This window comes from Pseudomonas sp. BLCC-B112, from assembly GCF_028550695.1.
GTDB lineage: Bacteria > Pseudomonadota > Gammaproteobacteria > Pseudomonadales > Pseudomonadaceae > Aquipseudomonas > Aquipseudomonas danubii.
In genome coordinates this window covers 52071-69609 of the sequence record NZ_JAQQGK010000015.1, presented here as the reverse complement: position 1 = coordinate 69609, position 17539 = coordinate 52071, and the positions used below count along the sequence as shown (strand labels likewise).

Here is a 17539-nt window from a genome sequence, read left to right as displayed (position 1 = left end):
GGCAAGTTGATCGGCCTTGTTTCTGATAGAGGTTGTGCAAGTTCTAATGCTATACGCAGATCTGTCGCTTCTCTTCAGGCGTGTGATTGTTCGTTCAGCCTAAAGACGACTCCATCAACTTCCATTTTAGTGTTGTATTTAAACAGCACATTGATGTCTTTGGACATCCTTGGGAGTCGATATGAATCCCACCCTCCAGTCATACCAAGCACAGGGATTCTATAGGGCGCGCCTGAATCCAACGGTTCGCCATACTGGGATCTGACCCAAGCCTGATTCATACGGTTCCTGAGTTCATAGGGCAGGCTTCCTGTGTAAATTTGTTCTCCTTCGAAGCCTTCTAGAAAAGTGACAAATAATTTTTCAAAACGTTTAGTGCTGGCCCAAAATCTTAACTCGATACCCGGCTCAGGTGAAAACTCTACGGTGTCACTATTCCCAAACATTCCCTCTGGTGGACCGCCTGGAAGATACATTCCGGAAGAGATCATTTCGGGGTAAGTACGCCCAAGGCTTTTAACCAGCTCGTCGATCATTGCTGCGTTCATATCAATACCAACCTTGTTCCTGATGCAGGTTATGTAGATTAGTGCGTGCAGTTTCAATCTGCTCTTCGGTAAAGCCTTCTTCTTTCAAGAAAGGCTTGATGACATCAAAGTTGGCGTCTACCGCCGTGCGCAGGTCTTCAGCGTCCTTATTTTGCTGAACCATGTTGTTTCTACCTCCGTACGTTTCGCTGTACTTTTGATGCAGATCGCGAGGAATTGCGATACTTGGTGCTTTGCGTAGCGCTTCTTTGATTTGCTCTTTGGAGATGTCCGGAGTGTTTGCCATCAGAAAAACTCTCAAAGCCGCCTGCGAAGGTATGTGATCAATATCCAGCCCATCCTTCGCACTTCTACTGGAAAGATCATTGGCTGGCCCCACCTCCAGCGGATTGACCATCGGCTTGGCAAACACCAAATACAGCGACCTGATCCCGGAGTCAGCCGGGAAGGTGATGATGCAGTCCTCGACTTTGAACTCATCGATGGGCGCCCCTTCGAGCTTGCTGTCACCCGCTTCGCTGATGGGGTGGACCATGATGTTGGCCAGTTCATCGGTCACCCCTGGATAAGCGCTGGGAGTCGTTACCAACGGCCCGTGATTGGGCGTCCAGATGATTGTGATCGTGCCGAGGTGGGCCTCCATGGCGCTTTTGTCTGCGTTCCACTTGGCTTTGATCACCGGAACGGCGTCCTGTCCTGACTGGGCGCTGGTGTGGATGCCGTAGATCTGAAGAGCGCCCTGGCTGTCGCGGCGGAACTGGAAGCGAACCCGCGTGGTAGCAGCGCGCATGTCCTGCAACTGTTTCTCGCTGTAGAACGAACCGTCGCCAAGCATGGTCGGGGTCATCGCCAGGATCACGACACGCCCCACGGGACCTGCAGCATTTTTTAGCAGCGTACCAGTGGCTTCCAGTGACCAAACGAAACTTCTTAGGATGAGGTCTCCGGCGATTTTGCCCAGCCCGGCCTCTGCCGTGGAGGAGGCCATGACCATGGTTTTACCGAAGTTCGCCGCAGGTTCGCTGTCGGTGCCCGCCTTGATGGTGCCCCAGGGTGCAGAGCTGATGGACTTGGCAAAAATCAGGTCAGTACGGGGCTTGGGGTCAGGCCACGGGTCTTCCTGAATGTAGACCGGCTCCGGTTCAAAGGTGGAGCGGGCAAAGCCGCCGCCCCCTCCTGCATTGGAGCTGTTTTCGACCAACACCCAGTCACCATTCCTGACTGCATCGAGAATGTCCCGATTGCTGTTGATGGTGTAGTGGTCGCGTAACAACTCATCCAGGCCTTCAAGACTGGATCGATTACTCTCCAACGCTTTACGGACTGTGGCCTCAGCAGAATGTGACGGCTCAGCATTGTGTGCTCCTGGATCAGAGCTTTTTATTAAACGCATACGATCCCTCGGCGTTTTAATTAGTTGGCACTAATTGTTGCGTCGATCCGGATTTGTTCTGTAAGAGGTATCTGAAAAGTCACAGGTGAATACCTGCGGGACTGTCAGAATTGACATAGAGTCGCGTCGATCCTTCAGTTTGTAAGCGATAGGGCTCGCTTCCTCCTGTGCAGTTCCTTGAGCACCATTCGCAATGGTCTCCACGGGAACGCCAGAGCTGTAGGTGTCAAATCGCAGTGCTGGACGATGGTTTGCAGCAGCCGATGGATGCCCTCCAGGGAACTGTGGCCCCCGGTTTTTTTGGGCCTTGATCCGCAAGTAGTAGCGCAGCCCGACGGCGAAGTCGCAGCTTTTGCGGTCTTCGGCGCGGATCAGTGGCGCAGGTTCCGAATCCTCGCAGTGCAGGCTCAAGGCTTAGGGGTACGTGGTCTGGATAGCGCCGGGCAGACAGAGCACCTCGGTTCACGGGAGGCCTTGCAGCAAACGGCCGAGCTGCGCCTGAGTCAGATGCTTGTCAGCTTCAAGGTGCAGATCCGCTCATGAGGGGCTTGTGGAGGAGGGCGAGGTTCGGACTCTAACGCTGTGTCGCCCGAGCAATCCGTTTATGCCGTTCACCAACCATCGCGAAGGGTTGAAACAGGGCTTTATATCGATGATCAACAGCACCTGGTTCATGACGTTTGCCCCTGACGGGCCGGCTGGCGCAGGCCAATGCAGTTGCCCCAGGGGTCCTGCACCTGGCAGATCCATTCACCGCCTTCGATGGCCAGGGGGCCGCGATACAGGTGCCCGCCCAGGGCCACCAGGCGCTGCACCTCGGCGGACAGGTCGCTGACCTGCCAATACACCACTGTGCCCGCCGGGCCCTGGCCCACCTTGGCGTCGCTGGGGACGATTTCCAGGGACAGGCCATCGAGCTGCAAATGGCCGAAATCATCCGGCTCGTGCAGCACCCGGCGGGCCTGGGGAAAGGCCTGGGCGTACCACAGGGTCGCAGCGCGCCAGTCGGCGGCGTGGATCATCACGGCGATGATCGGAGAGTCGGGCATGGGGCCAATTCCGTTTCTGGCGGGCACAAAGGGCTGAGCGCTTCGGTCAGCACCGGAGCCGGGCTCAGGGTGTCAGAGCGTTCAGTTCGGTTGCTGCCGCCGCAGCCCGCGCAGCAGCAGCTCAAGCCCCTGCAGCGACTCATCGAGGCGGGCCTCAGGCTGCTCGGCGGCGGCAATCCACAGCGCTGCCTCCACCAGGCTGCCGTTGATCAATCGCGCCAGGGCCTGGGGCGACGCCGGTTCGATCACCTGCTCCTGGATCAGCCGGCTCAGCAGGGCGCCAAGGGTGTCGATGCACTGATCCTCGCCGGCCTGGGTGACGTCCCCCAGCACCGCCCGTGCGTCTTGCAGGACGATGCGTTGGATTTCCGGCTCCAGCGCCATCTCCAGATAGGCCTGGCAACGCTGGCAGAAAGCCTCCCAGGGATCGGCAACCTCGCTGGAGATGGCCTCCAGGCGTTGATCCATTTCCCCGTCGATCTGCTCCACCACCGCCGCCAACAGGCCCTGCTTGTCACCGAAGTGGTGATACAACGCGCCGCGGGTCAGGCCGGCTTCGGCGGTCAGGTCGTCCATGGACGTCTTGGCATAGCCCAGGCGGGCAAAGGCCTGGCGCGCGCTGGCAATCAGCCTGGCGCGGGTGGCTTCGATCATCTCGGCGCGAGGGCGGCTGCTCATGATCACAGTTCTCCAACAAAGGGTGGGTTGACATACGCAGCGTATGTTTACATGATTTTTGACATACGCGGCGTATGTATTTCTACTGCGCGAGCACTTTGTGGCAAGTTGCAGCCCCCCAAGGAGTCGTTGTAAATGGCAAACCCCTATCGCGAACTGTTCAAGGCCCCCGGCAGCCGGGCGTTCGTCCTGGCCGGGATGATCGCGCGCATGCCGATCTCCATGACCGGCATCGGCCTGATCACCATGCTCGCGCAGCTCCATGGCGGTTATGCCCTGGCCGGTTCCGTGGCGGCCACCTTCGCCTTGGCCACGGCCTTCTGCGCGCCCCAGGTGTCACGCTGGGTGGACCGCTTCGGCCAGGGCAGGGTGCTGCCCCTGGCCGCGGGCCTTGGAGGTGGCGCCTTGCTGGCCCTGCTGCTGTGCACGCGTTTGCAGGCCCCGCACTGGACCCTGTTCATCTGCGCCGCCCTGGCCGGCTGCATGCCCAGCATGTCGGCCATGGTCCGCGCCCGCTGGACCGAGCTGTACCGTGGTCAGCCGCAGTTGCAGACCGCCTACGCCCTGGAATCGGTGCTCGATGAGGTCTGCTTCATCATCGGTCCCCCGGTGTCGGTGGGCCTGTGCGTGGGGCTGTTCCCCGAGGCCGGGCCCCTGGCCGCGCTGTTGATGCTGGCCCTGGGGGTCAGTGTGTTCGTCATGCAGAAAAGCACCGAGCCGCCGGTGCACCCCCACGAGGAGGGGCATACAGGCTCGATCATTCGCTCCGCTGAAATCCGCCTGCTGGTCCTGTTGATGGTGGCCATGGGCACCATAGTCGGCGTGGTGGATGTGGTCAGCGTGGCCTTCGCCCAGCACCAGGGGCAGCCGGCGGCGGCGAGTGTCGTGCTCTCGGTGTACGCCATCGGCTCGTGCCTGGCGGGCATTGCCTTCGGCGCGCTGAAACTGGCCACGCCCTTGCCCCGGCTGTTCATGTACGGCGGTATCGCCACGGCCCTGGCCACCTTGCCGCTGCTCTGGGCGAGCAACATCTTTGGCCTGTCCCTGGCGGTGTTCGTCGCCGGGCTGTTTTTCTCCCCGACCCTGATCGTCGCCATGGCCCTGGTGGAACGCATCGTGCCCCCGGCCAAGCTCACCGAGGGCCTGACCTGGCTGGTCACCGGCCTGAGCATTGGCGTGGCCCTGGGGGCGGCGGGGTCCGGGCTCCTGGTGGACCATTTCGGCGCCCGCAGCGGCTTCTGGCTGGCCCTGGGCGGCGGCGCGGTGGTGCTGGGGGCGGCGTTGCAAAGTTATCGACGCCTGCGCTGAAGCGACCGTCGGACTAATTTGTCCGCCCCGTGCCGCGTTGTTCTTAACAGATCATCTGTCGAGGGATAAACCGTGACCCAATTGAACCTGCTGTGCCTGCCGTATTCCGGCGCCAGCGCCATGGTCTACAGCCGCTGGCGGCGCAAGCTGCCCCAGTGGCTGCACCTGACGCCCGTGGAACTGCCCGGGCGCGGCGCCCGTTACACCGAGCCCCTGCACACCGACATGCGGGTGCTGGCGATGCAGCTTGCCCGGGAAATCCAGAGCACGTTGCGCGCGCCCTATGCCCTGTTCGGCCACAGCCTGGGGGCCTTGCTGGCCTGTGAGCTGGCCCACGCCCTGCGCGCCCTGGGGTGTCCGGAACCGGTGGCGCTGTTCGCTTCCGGGACGGCGGCACCGACCTTGCGCAGCGAATACGACCGAGGGTTTGCCGAGGCCAAGACTGACCAACAGCTGATCGAGCAGCTGCGCACCCTCAATGGCACCAGCGAAGAGGTGCTGGCCAACCAGGAACTGATGAGCCTGACCTTGCCGATCCTGCGGGCCGACTTCCTGCTGTGCGGGCGTTTTCGTCCGCTGCAGCGCCCGTTGCTCAATTGCCCGGTGCATGTGCTGGGTGGCACGACCGACCGCGCCACCACCGAACAACTGATTGGCTGGAGCCAGGAAACCTGCGGCAGCTTCTCCGTGGACATGCTCGCGGGCGGGCACTTCTTCATCCACGAACAGGAAACCAAGGTGCTGAGCCTGATCAAGGGCCATCTGGAAGTGCACCGCCGGCGCCACCTGCAACCGGTAGCCGCGCTTTCCTAGCGGCTACAGACAGGCTTCCTGTAGCCGCTGCCGCAGGCTGCGCACGGCCCGCAGGGACGCAAAAAACCTGAGGGCTCCAAAGGTTCGACTGGCGATCGCCAAGCAAGGCCCTTCGGGCCTTTGCGCAGCTTCGCGGGCTCGGCAGCGGCTATAGGGAATAGGGGGCGGTTGGTGGGCTCAACCTAGGGACATACCCAGGCGCCAGTAACCCATCAGGGTCAGGTTGCGCCGCTCCTGGCCGCGCTCGTTGATCAGGTGGCGGCGGATGCTCATCACCGTCGCCGACTCGCCGGCTACCCAGGCATAGAAATGGTTGTCTGCCGGCGCTGCGGTGTCCCAAAGCCGTTGCGCGTCGTGGCGCTCGGAAACCTTGAGCGGCCGTCGGCCGCTATTGGCCGGCGGCAGCTCGGCCAGCTCCCGGGCGGCGTGGATCAGGGTTTCACCGTGTTGGGCATTGAGCACGTCCCGAGGCAGCCAGTTGACCCGGGTCTGCGGATTGCAGCGCAGGTCGATGCAGTCGCTTTCGTAGGGCACCTCGATGAACACCTGCACGTCCGGGTAATCCGGGTAATCCTGCAACTCCTCCAGAATCCCGGCGATGGCGGGCAGGGCGGTTTCATCGCCCATCAGCAGCACCTTGCCAATCCCCGCCGGCGGCAACCACTCATAACCGCCGGGGTCGCCGCTGTAGGCCTTGTTCGGCACCACCATCTGCAGGCGGTCGCCGCGCCGGGCGTGGGTGGCCCAGGCGGAGGCCGGCCCGTTGACCCCGTGCAGCACGAAATCCACATCCATCTCTGCCGGCTGCATGCGCAAGGCACGAATGGTGTAAGTGCGCATCGGTGGCTGCTGCTCGGCCGGCAACTGGCGCCGGGCCGCTTGCCAGTCGCCGTCCACTGGCAATTGCGCAGGCGTGCCGTCGGCCCCGGGAAACAGCAGCTTGATGCGCTGGTCCGGGGCCAGGGTGCGGGCCTGGGCGATGTCCTCGCCGCCGAACACCAGGCGGGTCATGGAGGGGCTGAGGTCGATGCGTTGCTTGAGTTCGACGTTGATCAGCCGGTAGCTCCGGGGTTGTTGGGCGCCGGCACCTACCAGCTTGCGCAAGCCATTTGCCAGTGAGCTGGCCAGGGAAGTGGCTGAGGACATGATCGCGACCTTATTAAGGGGAAGGTCCTGATTTGACGAGCCGCAAGCGCTGGAATTTACCGTGCAAGCCCTGATCTGCCTGTCGCGCAGAGGGTTAATTTTTCACCAGGCCCATCCGTTTCGTAGGGATAGCCGAGCCAACGCTCGATACCCAACATGTACGGATGAATCCAGATGAACGCTGAAAAGTCCCTGAAACTTGCACGCCGATTTATCGAGCTGCCGCTGGAGAAGCGCCGGTTGTTCCTCGATAGTCTGCGGGCGGAAAATATCGACTTTTCGTTGTTTCCAATCCCGGCCGACGTGGCCGTGGAGGACCGTCAGGAACTGTCCTACGCGCAGCGGCGCATGTGGTTCCTGTGGCAGCTGGACCCCGAGAGTGGCGCCTACAACCTACCGGGGGCGGTGCGTCTGACAGGGGCGCTGAATCACCAGGCGCTGGAGCAGGCATTCGCCGCCCTGATGGCGCGCCACGAGACCCTGCGCACGGTGTTCAAGCGCCACGCCGACGATCGTCTGGAGCAGGCTGCGGCAGAGGTCGAGCTGGCCGTGCAATACCTGGATCTGAGTGCAACCGACGCATCGGAACAGGAGCAGGCGGTGGCGGCACAGGCGCAGCAGCAGTCGCTGCAGCCGTTCGACCTGGCAACCGGTCCGTTGCTGCGGGTCAAGCTGATCAGGCTGGCCGCCGAGGAGCACGTGTTGCTCCTGACCTTGCACCATATCGTCTCTGACGGCTGGTCGATGAACGTGCTGATCGACGAGTTCATCCGTTGCTACGACGCCTTCGAACGGGGTGATCAGCCGCAACTGCCGGCGTTGCCAATCCAGTACAGCGACTATGCCCTGTGGCAGCGGCGCTGGCTGGAGGCGGGGGAGCAGGCACGGCAGCTGGAGTACTGGCAGGCGCAGTTGGGGAGCGAGCATCCGGTGCTGGAACTGCCCACTGACCATGGACGCCCGGCGATGCCCAGCTACCGTGGCACCCGCTATGACTTTGCCGTGGCGCCGGAGCTGGCCGAGCAGCTGCGGGCCCTGGCCAAACAGCACAACGTCACCCTGTTCATGCTGTTGCTCGGGGCCTTCAATGTGCTGCTGCACCGTTACAGCGGCCAGGGCGATATTCGCGTCGGCGTGCCCATCGCCAACCGCAACCGTGCCGAGGTCGAAGGCCTGATCGGCTTTTTCGTCAACACCCAGGTGCTGCGTACCCAGCTCACCGGCCAGACCCGGGTCAGCGAACTGCTGCAGGCCGTCAAAGAAGCGGCGCTGGGTGCCCAGGCTCATCAGGACCTGCCGTTCGAGCAACTGGTTGAAGCCTTGAAGCTGGAGCGCAACCTGAGCCACACACCGCTGTTCCAGGTGATGTACAACCACCAGCCCCAGGTGGCGGATATCAGCACGGTACAGACGGCGTCCGGGCTGGAGCTGGGCCTGGTGCAATGGCAGAGCCGCACCACCCAGTTCGACCTGACCCTGGACACCTACGAGAAGTCCGGCAAGCTGTACGCCGCCCTGACCTACGCCGATGATCTGTTTGACGCCGGCACCATCGCGCGCATGGCGCGGCATTGGACCGCGCTGCTGCAAGGCATGCTGGAGGATGCCGAGCAGCGCATCGGCGAGTTGCCGATGCTCGATGCCCGGGAGCGCCAGACCCTGGTGCACGACTGGAACGCTACGGCGCAGGCTTACCCCACCGGGTTGAGCATGCCGCAACTGATCGAAGCTCAGGTCCGGCGTACCCCCGAGGCCTGCGCCTTGGTGTTCGGCGAGCAGCAACTGAGCTACGCCGAACTGGATGCCCGAGCCAATCGGCTGGCTCGCTTGCTGCGTGAGCAGGGTGTGGCGGCGGATGTGCTGGTGGGCATCTGCATCGAACGCTCCATCGAAATGGTCGTGGGCCTGCTGGCGATCCACAAGGCCGGTGGCGCCTACGTGCCCCTGGACCCGGAATACCCCCGGGACCGCTTGGCCTACATGATCGAGGACAGCGGCATCCGCCTTTTGCTGAGCCAGCGTTCGCTGCTGCCGCTGCTGGATTTCCAAGCCGATGAAGAGGCGCTCAAGGTCATCCTTCTGGACCAGGATCAGGACGCGCTGCTGGCTTATGACAGCGGCCCGCTGGAGACGCTGGTCGACCCGCTGAACCTGGCCTATGTGATCTACACCTCGGGTTCCACCGGCAAGCCCAAGGGGGCGGGCAACAGCCACGCGGCGCTGGTCAACCGTCTGTACTGGATGCAGCAGGCCTATGGCCTGGACGCCAGTGACGCGGTGCTGCAGAAAACCCCGTTCAGTTTCGACGTCTCGGTCTGGGAATTTTTCTGGCCGCTGATGACCGGTGCCCGGCTTGTGGTGGCGGCCCCGGGGGCTCACCGTGAGCCGGCGCGCCTGATCGACACCATCATCGACCACGGCATCAGCACCCTGCACTTTGTGCCCTCGATGCTCCAGGCCTTCATCCATGAGCAGGGCGTGTCGGCCTGCGCCAGCCTCAAACGCATCGTCTGCAGTGGCGAGGCCTTGCCCCTGGATGCCCAGCAGCAGGTCTTCGCCCGATTGCCGGGCGCTGGCCTGTACAACCTCTACGGCCCGACCGAGGCGGCAATCGACGTCACCCACTGGACCTGTGTCGACGAAGGCGCAAGCAGCGTGCCGATCGGCCAGCCGATCGCCAACCTGCGCACCCATGTTCTGGATGCCCAGTTGCAACCGGTACCGGCGGGTGTTGCCGGTGAGCTCTATCTGGGCGGCCTCGGGTTGGCTCGCTGTTATCACCGGCGCCCGGCCCTGACCGCCGAGCGCTTTGTACCTTGCCCCTTCCATCAGGGGGCGCGGCTGTATCGCACCGGCGACCGGGTGCGCCAGCGGGCCGATGGGGTGATCGAATACCTGGGCCGCCTGGACCATCAGGTCAAGCTGCGGGGCCTGCGCATCGAGCTGGGTGAAATCGAAGCCCGGCTGATGCAGCACCCGAGCGTGCGTGAGGCCGTGGTGCTGGTGCAGAACGCCAAGCACCTGGTGGCGTATCTGGTGTTGCAAGAGGGCGCCCAGGCCCAGGGGTGGACCGACGAACTCAAGGCCTGGCTGGCCAGCAGCCTGCCGGAGTACATGGTGCCCCATCACCTGCTGGCCCTGGATCGCTTGCCGGTGACCGCCAACGGCAAGCTCGATCGCAGGGCCTTGCCGCTGCCCGAGGCGGCGCCGCAACTGGCCTACGTGGCCCCGGAAAGCGCCATGCAGAAGGCCCTGGCGGGCATCTGGTGCGATGTGCTGGGGCTGGCCCAAGTGGGTCTTGACGATAATTTCTTTGAACTTGGCGGTGATTCGATCATCTCGATCCAGGTGGTCAGTCGCGCCCGTCAGGCCGGGGTCCGTCTGGCGCCCCGGGACCTGTTCCAGTACCAGAGCGTGCGCAGCCTGGCCCAGGTCGCGGTCCTCGACGATCAGCCGCAGATCGACCAGGGAGCAGTGACCGGTGAGGTGCCGTTGACCCCGGTACAGCACTGGTTCCTGGCTCAGGAGGTGCCTCGACCGGGGCACTGGAACCAGTCGTTGCTGCTGGACCCGCGCCAGCCCTTGCAGCCAGCGCTGTTGCAGGCGGCGCTGTTGCAGGTGGTCAATCATCACGATGCCTTGCGCCTGCGCTTTGTCGGCACGCAGCAGGGTTGGCAGCAGGCCTATGCCGAGCCTGCCAGCCACTTCGACCTGTGGCAGTGCCGGGTCGAGCATGACCAGGCCCTGGCGGCAGTGTGCGACGAGGCCCAGCGCAGTCTGGACCTGCAAGCCGGCCCGCTGGTGCGCGCGGTCCTGGTGGAGCGCGAGTCGGGTCGCCAACAACTGTTGCTGGTGATCCACCACCTGGTGGTGGATGGGGTGTCCTGGCGGGTGCTGTTGGAGGACCTGCAACAGGCCTACCGGCAGTTGGCGGAGGCTCAGACGGTGCAACTGCCGCCCAAGACCAGCGCCTATCAGGCCTGGGCCCGGCGTTTGCAGGAGCATGCGCCGCAGCGCGAGACCGAAATGCCGTACTGGCTGGCGCAGCAGAGCGGAGCCGGCGACTTGCCCTGCGACGACCCGGCGGGCGGCCTGCAGAACCGTCATGGCCGCAAGATCGAGTCGCGACTGGATGTGGGATTGACCCGCAAACTGCTGCAGCAGGCTGCGAGCGCCTATCGCACCCAGGTCAACGACCTGCTGTTGACCGCCCTGGCTCGCGTACTGTGCCGCTGGACCGGGCAGGCTTCGGCCCTGATCCAGTTGGAAGGGCATGGCCGCGAGGACCTGTTCGACGATCTGGACCTGACCCGCACCCTGGGCTGGTTCACCAGCCTGTACCCGGTGCGTCTGCAGCCAGCCGAGCAAGCCGGGGCCGCGATCAAGGGGATCAAGGAGCAGTTGCGCGCGATCCCCGGCAAGGGGCTGGGCTACGGCTTGCTGCGCTACCTGGGCAGCCCGGCCCAGCGTCAGGCGCTGGCGGCATTGCCGCAGCCACGCATCACCTTCAACTACCTGGGCCAGTTCGACCGCCAGTTCGATGAGCAGGCGTTGTGGACGCCGGCCAGCCAGAGCAGCGGGCAGGCCCAGGACCCACAGGCCCCCTTGGCCAACTGGTTGACCCTGGAGGGCCAGGTCTACGGCGGCGAACTGGCGTTGCAGTGGGGTTACAGCGAGGAAATGTTCAGCGACGCCAGCATCCAGCAGCTGGCCGATGACTACCTCGCCGAGCTGCGCCTGCTGATCGAGCACTGCTGCGGGCTGGACCAGGCTCAGGCTACGCCTTCGGACTTCCCGCTGGCACGCATCTCCCAGCAACAGCTCGACGCGCTGCCGGTGCCGGCGGCCGCCATCGAGGACCTGTATCCGCTGACGCCGATGCAGCAGGGCATGCTGTTCCATACCCTCTACGAGCCCCAGGAACAGGCGTACATCAACCAGTTGCGCCTGGACATCCACGGCCTTGATCCCCAGCGTTTTGCCGATGCCTGGCAGAGTGCCCTGGATCGCCACCCGATCCTGCGCAGCAGCGTGCACTGGGAAGGGCTGGACAGCGCCCATCAGTTGGTCAGGAACCGGGTCAAGGTGCCGTTGCAGGTCTTGGCATCGGCCCCGGCGGATCTCGATCGATTGGCCGCGCAAGAGCGTTCCCGGGGGTTCGCGCTGGACCGGGCGCCCTTGCTGCGCCTGCTGCTGGTGCCCATCGTCGACAACCACTGGCACCTGATCTACACCTGCCACCACCTGCTGCTCGATGGCTGGAGCAATGCCAGCCTGCTGGCCGAAGTGATCCAGTTGTACGGCGGGGCCCGCTTGCCGGCGCCCCAAGGCCGCTATCGCGACTACCTGGGCTGGTTGCAGCAGCAGTCGGCCCCGGCTGCACAACAGTTCTGGAGCGAGCGCCTGCATGCCATGGACTCGCCGACCTTGCTCGCCGACGGAGTGCGCAGGCCGGTGTCGGGCAGCGGCCATGGGCAGTACCTGGAAGGGTTCGACCAGGCGCTGACACAGCGCCTGGGCAGCTTTGCCCGGCAGCAGAAGGTCACCCTCAACACCGTGCTGCAAGCCGCCTGGGCGCTGTTGCTGCAGCGGTACTGCGCGCAGCAGTGCGTAATCTTCGGTGCCACCGTGGCGGGGCGTTCGGTGCCGCTGCCGGGTATCGAGCAGCAGTTGGGGCTGTTCATCAACACCTTGCCGATCATTTGCCAGCCACGTTCGCAGTGCAGCGTGGGGCAATGGCTGGAGCAGATGCAGGCGCTCAATCTGGGCCTGCGCGAACACGAGCACGTGCCGCTCTACGAGATCCAGGGTTGGGCCGGGCACCAGGGCGCCCCCTTGTTCGACAGCCTGCTGGTGTTCGAGAACTTCCCCGTGGCCCAGGCCCTCAAGGAGGGGGCTCCGGCCGGGCTGCAGTTCTCCGGCCTGGCCAACCACGAGCAGACCAGCTATCCGCTGACCCTGGGCATCGAGTTGAGCGAGCACCTGAGCCTGGACTTCAGCTATGACCGCAGTCGTTTCAGTGCCGATCAGGTTCAGGGCTTCTGTGCCCAGCTGCGGCATTTGCTGCTGCAGTTCATGGCCGATCCCGACGCGGCCCTGGGGGGCTTGCAGTTGTTGAGCGAACAGGCGCGCCAGGACTTGCTGCAGCACAGCCAGCTGGCCGAGGTGGTGCCCGCCCAGGCGCCGCTGGTGCACCAGCGGATCGCGGCGCAGGCGGCGGCCACGCCCGAGGCGCTGGCGCTGGTGGTCGATGGCGAGCAACTGGACTATGGCCAGTTGAACGCCCAGGCCAACCGCCTGGCCCATTGTCTGCAAGCCCAGGGGATTGGCCCGGGGGATCGGGTCGGCCTGGCACTCAAGCGCGGCCCGCAACTGATCGTCAGCCTGCTGGCGGTGCTCAAGAGTGGCGCGGCCTATGTGCCCCTGGACCCGCAATACCCGCAAGAGCGTCTGGCGTTCATGATTGCCGACAGCCGCCTGAGCCTGCTGCTCAGCGACACCGGCACCTGGGCCGCGCCGCTGCTGCCCGACAGCGTGCTGCATTGGGATCTACCGAGCCTGGCGCAACGCTTGAGCCATTGCTCCGGCGCCGATCCGCAGAACCGCGCCAGCCCGCAAGACCTGGCCTATGTGATCTACACCTCGGGCTCCACCGGGGTCCCCAAGGGCGTGGCCATCGATCACCGGGCCTTGTCGGCGTTCTGCGAAGCGGCGGCTGATTATTCGGCGCTCACCGCCACCGACAAGGTGCTGCAATTCGCCACCTTCAGCTTCGACGGTTTCGTCGAGCAGTGTTACCCAGCCCTGTGCCTCGGCGCGGCCCTGGTGATGCGCGGCGACGAGCCCTGGGCCGTCGAGCAACTGGCGGCGGTGATCGTCAGCCAGGGCGTGACCCTGGCTGACCTGCCGGCGGCTTACTGGCACTTGCTGGCCAAGCAGTGCATGGCCGACGGTATCCGCAGCCTGGGGCGCCTGCGCCAGGTGCATGTCGGTGGCGAGGCGATGTCGGTGGAGGGCTTGCGCCTGTGGCACGCCGCTGGGCTTGGGGGTGTACGCCTGCTCAATACCTACGGCCCGACCGAGGCCACCGTGGTCTCCAGTGTCCACGACTGCCGGGAGCAGGATGCCAGCGAGGTCTACGGCATCCCGATCGGCCAGCCGATCATCGGCCGCGCCCTGCGGATCATCGACGGCGACCTCAATCTGCTGCCCGAAGGCGGCACCGGGGAGCTGTGCATCGGCTCTGCATCGAGTCTGGCCCAGGGTTATTTTGACCGGCCGGGACTGACTGCCGAACGCTTCATTCCTGACCCCTTTGCCGGTCAGCCCGGCGCCCGGCTGTATCGCAGTGGCGACCTGGCGCGTTACAACCCGCAAGGGGCGATCGAGTACATCGGCCGCATCGATCATCAGGTGAAGATCCGCGGCTTCCGCATCGAACTGGGGGAAATCGAGGCGCGCCTGTCGGCTCGGCCAGATGTGCGTGAGGCGGTGGTGCTGGCCGTGCCGGCCAACAACGGCATGCAACTGGTGGCCTATGTGGTGCCCTCTGCGTTGCCTGGGGATACCGACGACGGCCTGGGCGATGCTCAGGCACAGGCCGAGCGTTGCGCGCTGATCAAGGCCGGGCTCAAGGAAACGCTGCCGGATTACATGTTGCCCAGCCACGTGCTGCTGTTGCCGCGCCTGCCCCTCAACCCGAACGGCAAGCTGGACCGCAAGGCCCTGCCCAAGCTGGACTTGAGTGCCTTGCAACAAGCCTATGTGGCCCCGCACAGCAAACTGCAGCAGCAGGTGGCGGCGATCTGGCAGGGCGTGCTCGAAGTCGAGCGGGTCGGCCTGCAGGACAACTTCTTCGCCCTGGGCGGGCACTCGTTGCTGGCCACCCAGGTCATCAGCCGGGTGCGGCATGAGCTGGGCTTGCAGGCGGCGCTGCGAACCCTGTTCGATGCGCCCGACCTGCAGGCCTTTGTCGCCGCCCTGGGCGTCACTGAGGCTCCGGAGGCGGCCCCGGCCTTGTGCCGGGTGGATGACTCGCGGCCACAGCCGTTGTCCTTTGCCCAGCAGCGCTTGTGGTTCCTCTGGCAGTTGGAGCCGCAGAGCTCGATGTACAACATCGCCCGGGCCCTGGAGTTGCGTGGCGAACTGGACATCGAGGCAGTGCGGCAAGCCTTCGAATCGCTGATGCAGCGGCATTCGGTATTGCGTACCACCTACAGCGAGGTCGAAGGCGAGAGCTGGCAGCACGTCCATCGCCACCTGCCGCTGTCGTTCGTGTTCGATGACCTGTGCGCCTTGCCAGTGGCCGAGCGCGAGATCATGGCCCAGCAGCAGTTGCAGCAACAGGCCGCGGAGCCCTTCGACCTGATCGCCGGTCCGCCGATGCGTGTACGCCTGCTGCGGCTGGAGCCGCAACGGCACCTGCTGCTCATGACCCTGCACCACATCGTCGCCGACCACTGGTCGTTCGGCATTCTGCCGACCGAGTTCGTAAGCCTGTATCACGCCCATCGGACCGCCACGGCCAGCCCGTTGCCGGAGCCGGCCCTGCATTACGTGGACTTCGCTGTCTGGCAGCGGCAATGGCTCGAAGGCGGTGAACTGCAGCGTCAGCTCGATTACTGGCGTGATGTCCTGGGCGATGACCATCACCTCACACGCTTGCCCGCCAGTGCCACGGTGCAGCCAGGGCAGGCGCCGTCACCCTTGTGCGATCTCCACGAGTTCCATTTTTCGGCGGCTCAGAGCCAGGCGCTGCGTGCCTTTGCCAGTGCCCAGGGGGTGACCTTGTACATGCTGCTGCTGGCAGGTTTTGCCCTGGTGGTGGGGCAGCGCAGCGACAGTTCGCGGGTGCGTCTGGGGACCGATATCGCCAACCGCAATCACGCCGGCGTTGAAGATCTGGTGGGCTTCTTCGTTAACCAACTGGTATTGCAGATAAGTGTCGAGGAACAACAGTGCGTCAGCGACTTGTTGCAGGTGACACGGAGCACGGTCATCGGTGCCTCGGATCACCAGGACCTGCCTTTCGAGCGCCTGGTGGAGGCGCTGCGTGTGGTCCGGCGCGCCGGTCGTTCGCCGTTGTTCAGCATCAAGTTCATCTATCAGGAAAGCCTCGATCAGCCCTTGTCGATCGACGGCCTGGACGTGCAGCCGGTGGCTGCCGGCAGGGCCGCGGCGGAGCTGGACCTGGTGGCCGAGTTCGTCAATGCGCCACAGGGCATCTACCTCGGCCTGAAGTGCGATGCAGGGCTCTACACCGCCGCGGACATGGCGTGCCTGTTCGAGCAGTTGCAGGCGGTGTTCGAGTTGATGGTGATTGATACCCAGGCGCCGCTGGCGGCGTTGCTGAACCAGGCACGGGATATCCAATACCTGCGTGAGCGAGACCAGCTGCAACAGCGCCAGGTCCTGCTCAAGCAACAGCACCCGATTCAGCGGCGCCGTCCAGGACGGGTGCCGGTCGAGTGAAGCCATATTGAAGAATCATGCAGGCGCGTGCGATCGCCGCGCCTGATACCGCGAATCGGAGGTGGGTCATGTCGAAATTCGAGTCTCAAGCCATACCGGCATTGGGCAAGGGACGGCGCAAGAGCTTGAGCCTGGACCAATCCAGCCTGGTGACGTTTACGCCGCTGTTCGAGAACAGCTCGATTCCCCTGTTGTGTACGCCGAACGTTCCTGGCGTGGGGCTGGCGCAGTGGGCCGGGGAAAACCGCGAGCTGCTCCAGGAAAAGCTCGACCGGCACGCAACGTTGTTGTTCCGCGGCTTCGCGGTGCAGGACATCACCGAATTCAACCAGTGCGTCGATTCGATTTCCGGTGGGGCCCTGGAGTACCTGTTCCGGGCCTCGCCGCGGACCCAGATCACCAAGAAACTCAATGTCTACAGCTCCACCGACTACCCGGCCGTGGAAAAGATCTTCCCCCACAACGAGCACTCCTATTCCCCGGTGTTTCCGCTGCACCTGTATTTCTACTGCGACGTGCCGTCGACCACCGGCGGCGAGACGCCATTTGGCGACACCCGGCATTTGCTGGCGCGGATCGATCCGCAGGTGCGCGAAGAGTTCCAACACAAGCGCGTGCTCTATGTGCGCAACTATGGCGACGGCATGGGGCTGCCCTGGCAGACCGTGTTCCAGACCGACAACCGCGCCGAGGTCGAGGCCTATTGCGCGAAGATCGGCGTGACCCCGGAGTGGAAATCCGGCAACCGCCTGCGCACCCGGCAACAGGGCCCGGCCATGGTCCGGCATCCGCGTACCGGCGAGAGCGTGTGGTTCAACCATGCGACGTTCTTCAATGCCCTGACCCTGCCAGAGAGCATCCGCGACAGCCTGCTGGCGGAGTTCGCGCCCGAGGACCTGCCGCAAAACACCTTCTTTGGCGATGGCAGCCCGATCCCCGATGACTACATCACCCATCTGCAACAGCTCTATCGCGAGGTGATGGTGGAGTTTCCCTGGGAGAAGGGCGACGTCGTGATGCTCGACAACATCCTCACCCTGCACGCCCGCAACGAATATTCAGGCCCGCGCAAAATACTCACAGCCATGGCCGTCCCGCTGAAAAGCACCGACGTGGCCATTGGTTAAGGACAT

Annotated in this window: 9 protein-coding genes; 4 read left to right on the top strand and 5 right to left on the bottom strand. The window is 64.0% G+C overall.

All coding sequences use genetic code 11. The features are described from left to right. Window positions 1–74 precede the first annotated feature (74 nt). From PQT43_RS29060 to PQT43_RS29040, 4 genes are all read right to left on the bottom strand, one after another. Window positions 75–536, bottom strand: a complete 462-nt coding sequence (locus tag PQT43_RS29060; protein WP_253085624.1) for a DUF6392 family protein — start codon at window positions 534–536, stop codon at window positions 75–77. Between the two features lie 13 nt (window positions 537–549). Continuing rightward, window positions 550–1941, bottom strand: coding sequence for an S-type pyocin domain-containing protein (locus PQT43_RS29055; protein ID WP_253085623.1), 1392 nt, complete (start codon window positions 1939–1941; stop codon window positions 550–552). A gap of 671 nt (window positions 1942–2612) precedes the next feature. Continuing rightward, a complete protein-coding gene (locus PQT43_RS29045) occupies window positions 2613–2990 on the bottom strand; it encodes a VOC family protein (RefSeq protein ID WP_253085621.1) in 378 nt (125 codons plus the stop codon). An 81-nt stretch (window positions 2991–3071) separates the two neighbouring features. Further along, window positions 3072–3668 carry a TetR/AcrR family transcriptional regulator gene (locus PQT43_RS29040; RefSeq protein WP_253085620.1) on the bottom strand — a complete coding sequence of 199 codons (597 nt, stop codon included), beginning with the start codon at window positions 3666–3668 and terminating at the stop codon, window positions 3072–3074. A gap of 135 nt (window positions 3669–3803) precedes the next feature. On the opposite strand from PQT43_RS29040, the gene PQT43_RS29035 reads away from it, so the two are divergent. Both PQT43_RS29035 and PQT43_RS29030 read left to right on the top strand, forming a co-directional pair. Then, on the top strand, window positions 3804–4976 hold the full coding sequence (locus tag PQT43_RS29035; protein ID WP_102880134.1) for an MFS transporter: 1173 nt from the start codon (window positions 3804–3806) through the stop codon (window positions 4974–4976). 72 nt (window positions 4977–5048) lie between these two features. Then, window positions 5049–5789, top strand: a complete 741-nt coding sequence (locus tag PQT43_RS29030) for a thioesterase II family protein (protein ID WP_102880135.1) — start codon at window positions 5049–5051, stop codon at window positions 5787–5789. Window positions 5790–5966: 177 nt separating this feature from the next. Here PQT43_RS29030 and PQT43_RS29025 read toward each other — a convergent pair whose 3' ends face one another. Further along, entirely contained in the window at window positions 5967–6935 is a 969-nt protein-coding gene (locus PQT43_RS29025) for a siderophore-interacting protein (RefSeq protein WP_253085619.1), read from the bottom strand. Between the two features lie 174 nt (window positions 6936–7109). On the opposite strand from PQT43_RS29025, the gene PQT43_RS29020 reads away from it, so the two are divergent. Continuing rightward, complete coding sequence (locus PQT43_RS29020; RefSeq protein ID WP_272755365.1) at window positions 7110–16406, top strand: non-ribosomal peptide synthetase; 9297 nt, start codon at window positions 7110–7112, stop codon at window positions 16404–16406. Between the two features lie 68 nt (window positions 16407–16474). After that, the gene (locus PQT43_RS29015) at window positions 16475–17533 is read left to right on the top strand and encodes a TauD/TfdA family dioxygenase (protein WP_102880138.1); all 1059 of its coding nucleotides are present in this window, start codon (window positions 16475–16477) and stop codon (window positions 17531–17533) included. The last annotated feature ends 6 nt before the right edge of the window (window positions 17534–17539 follow it).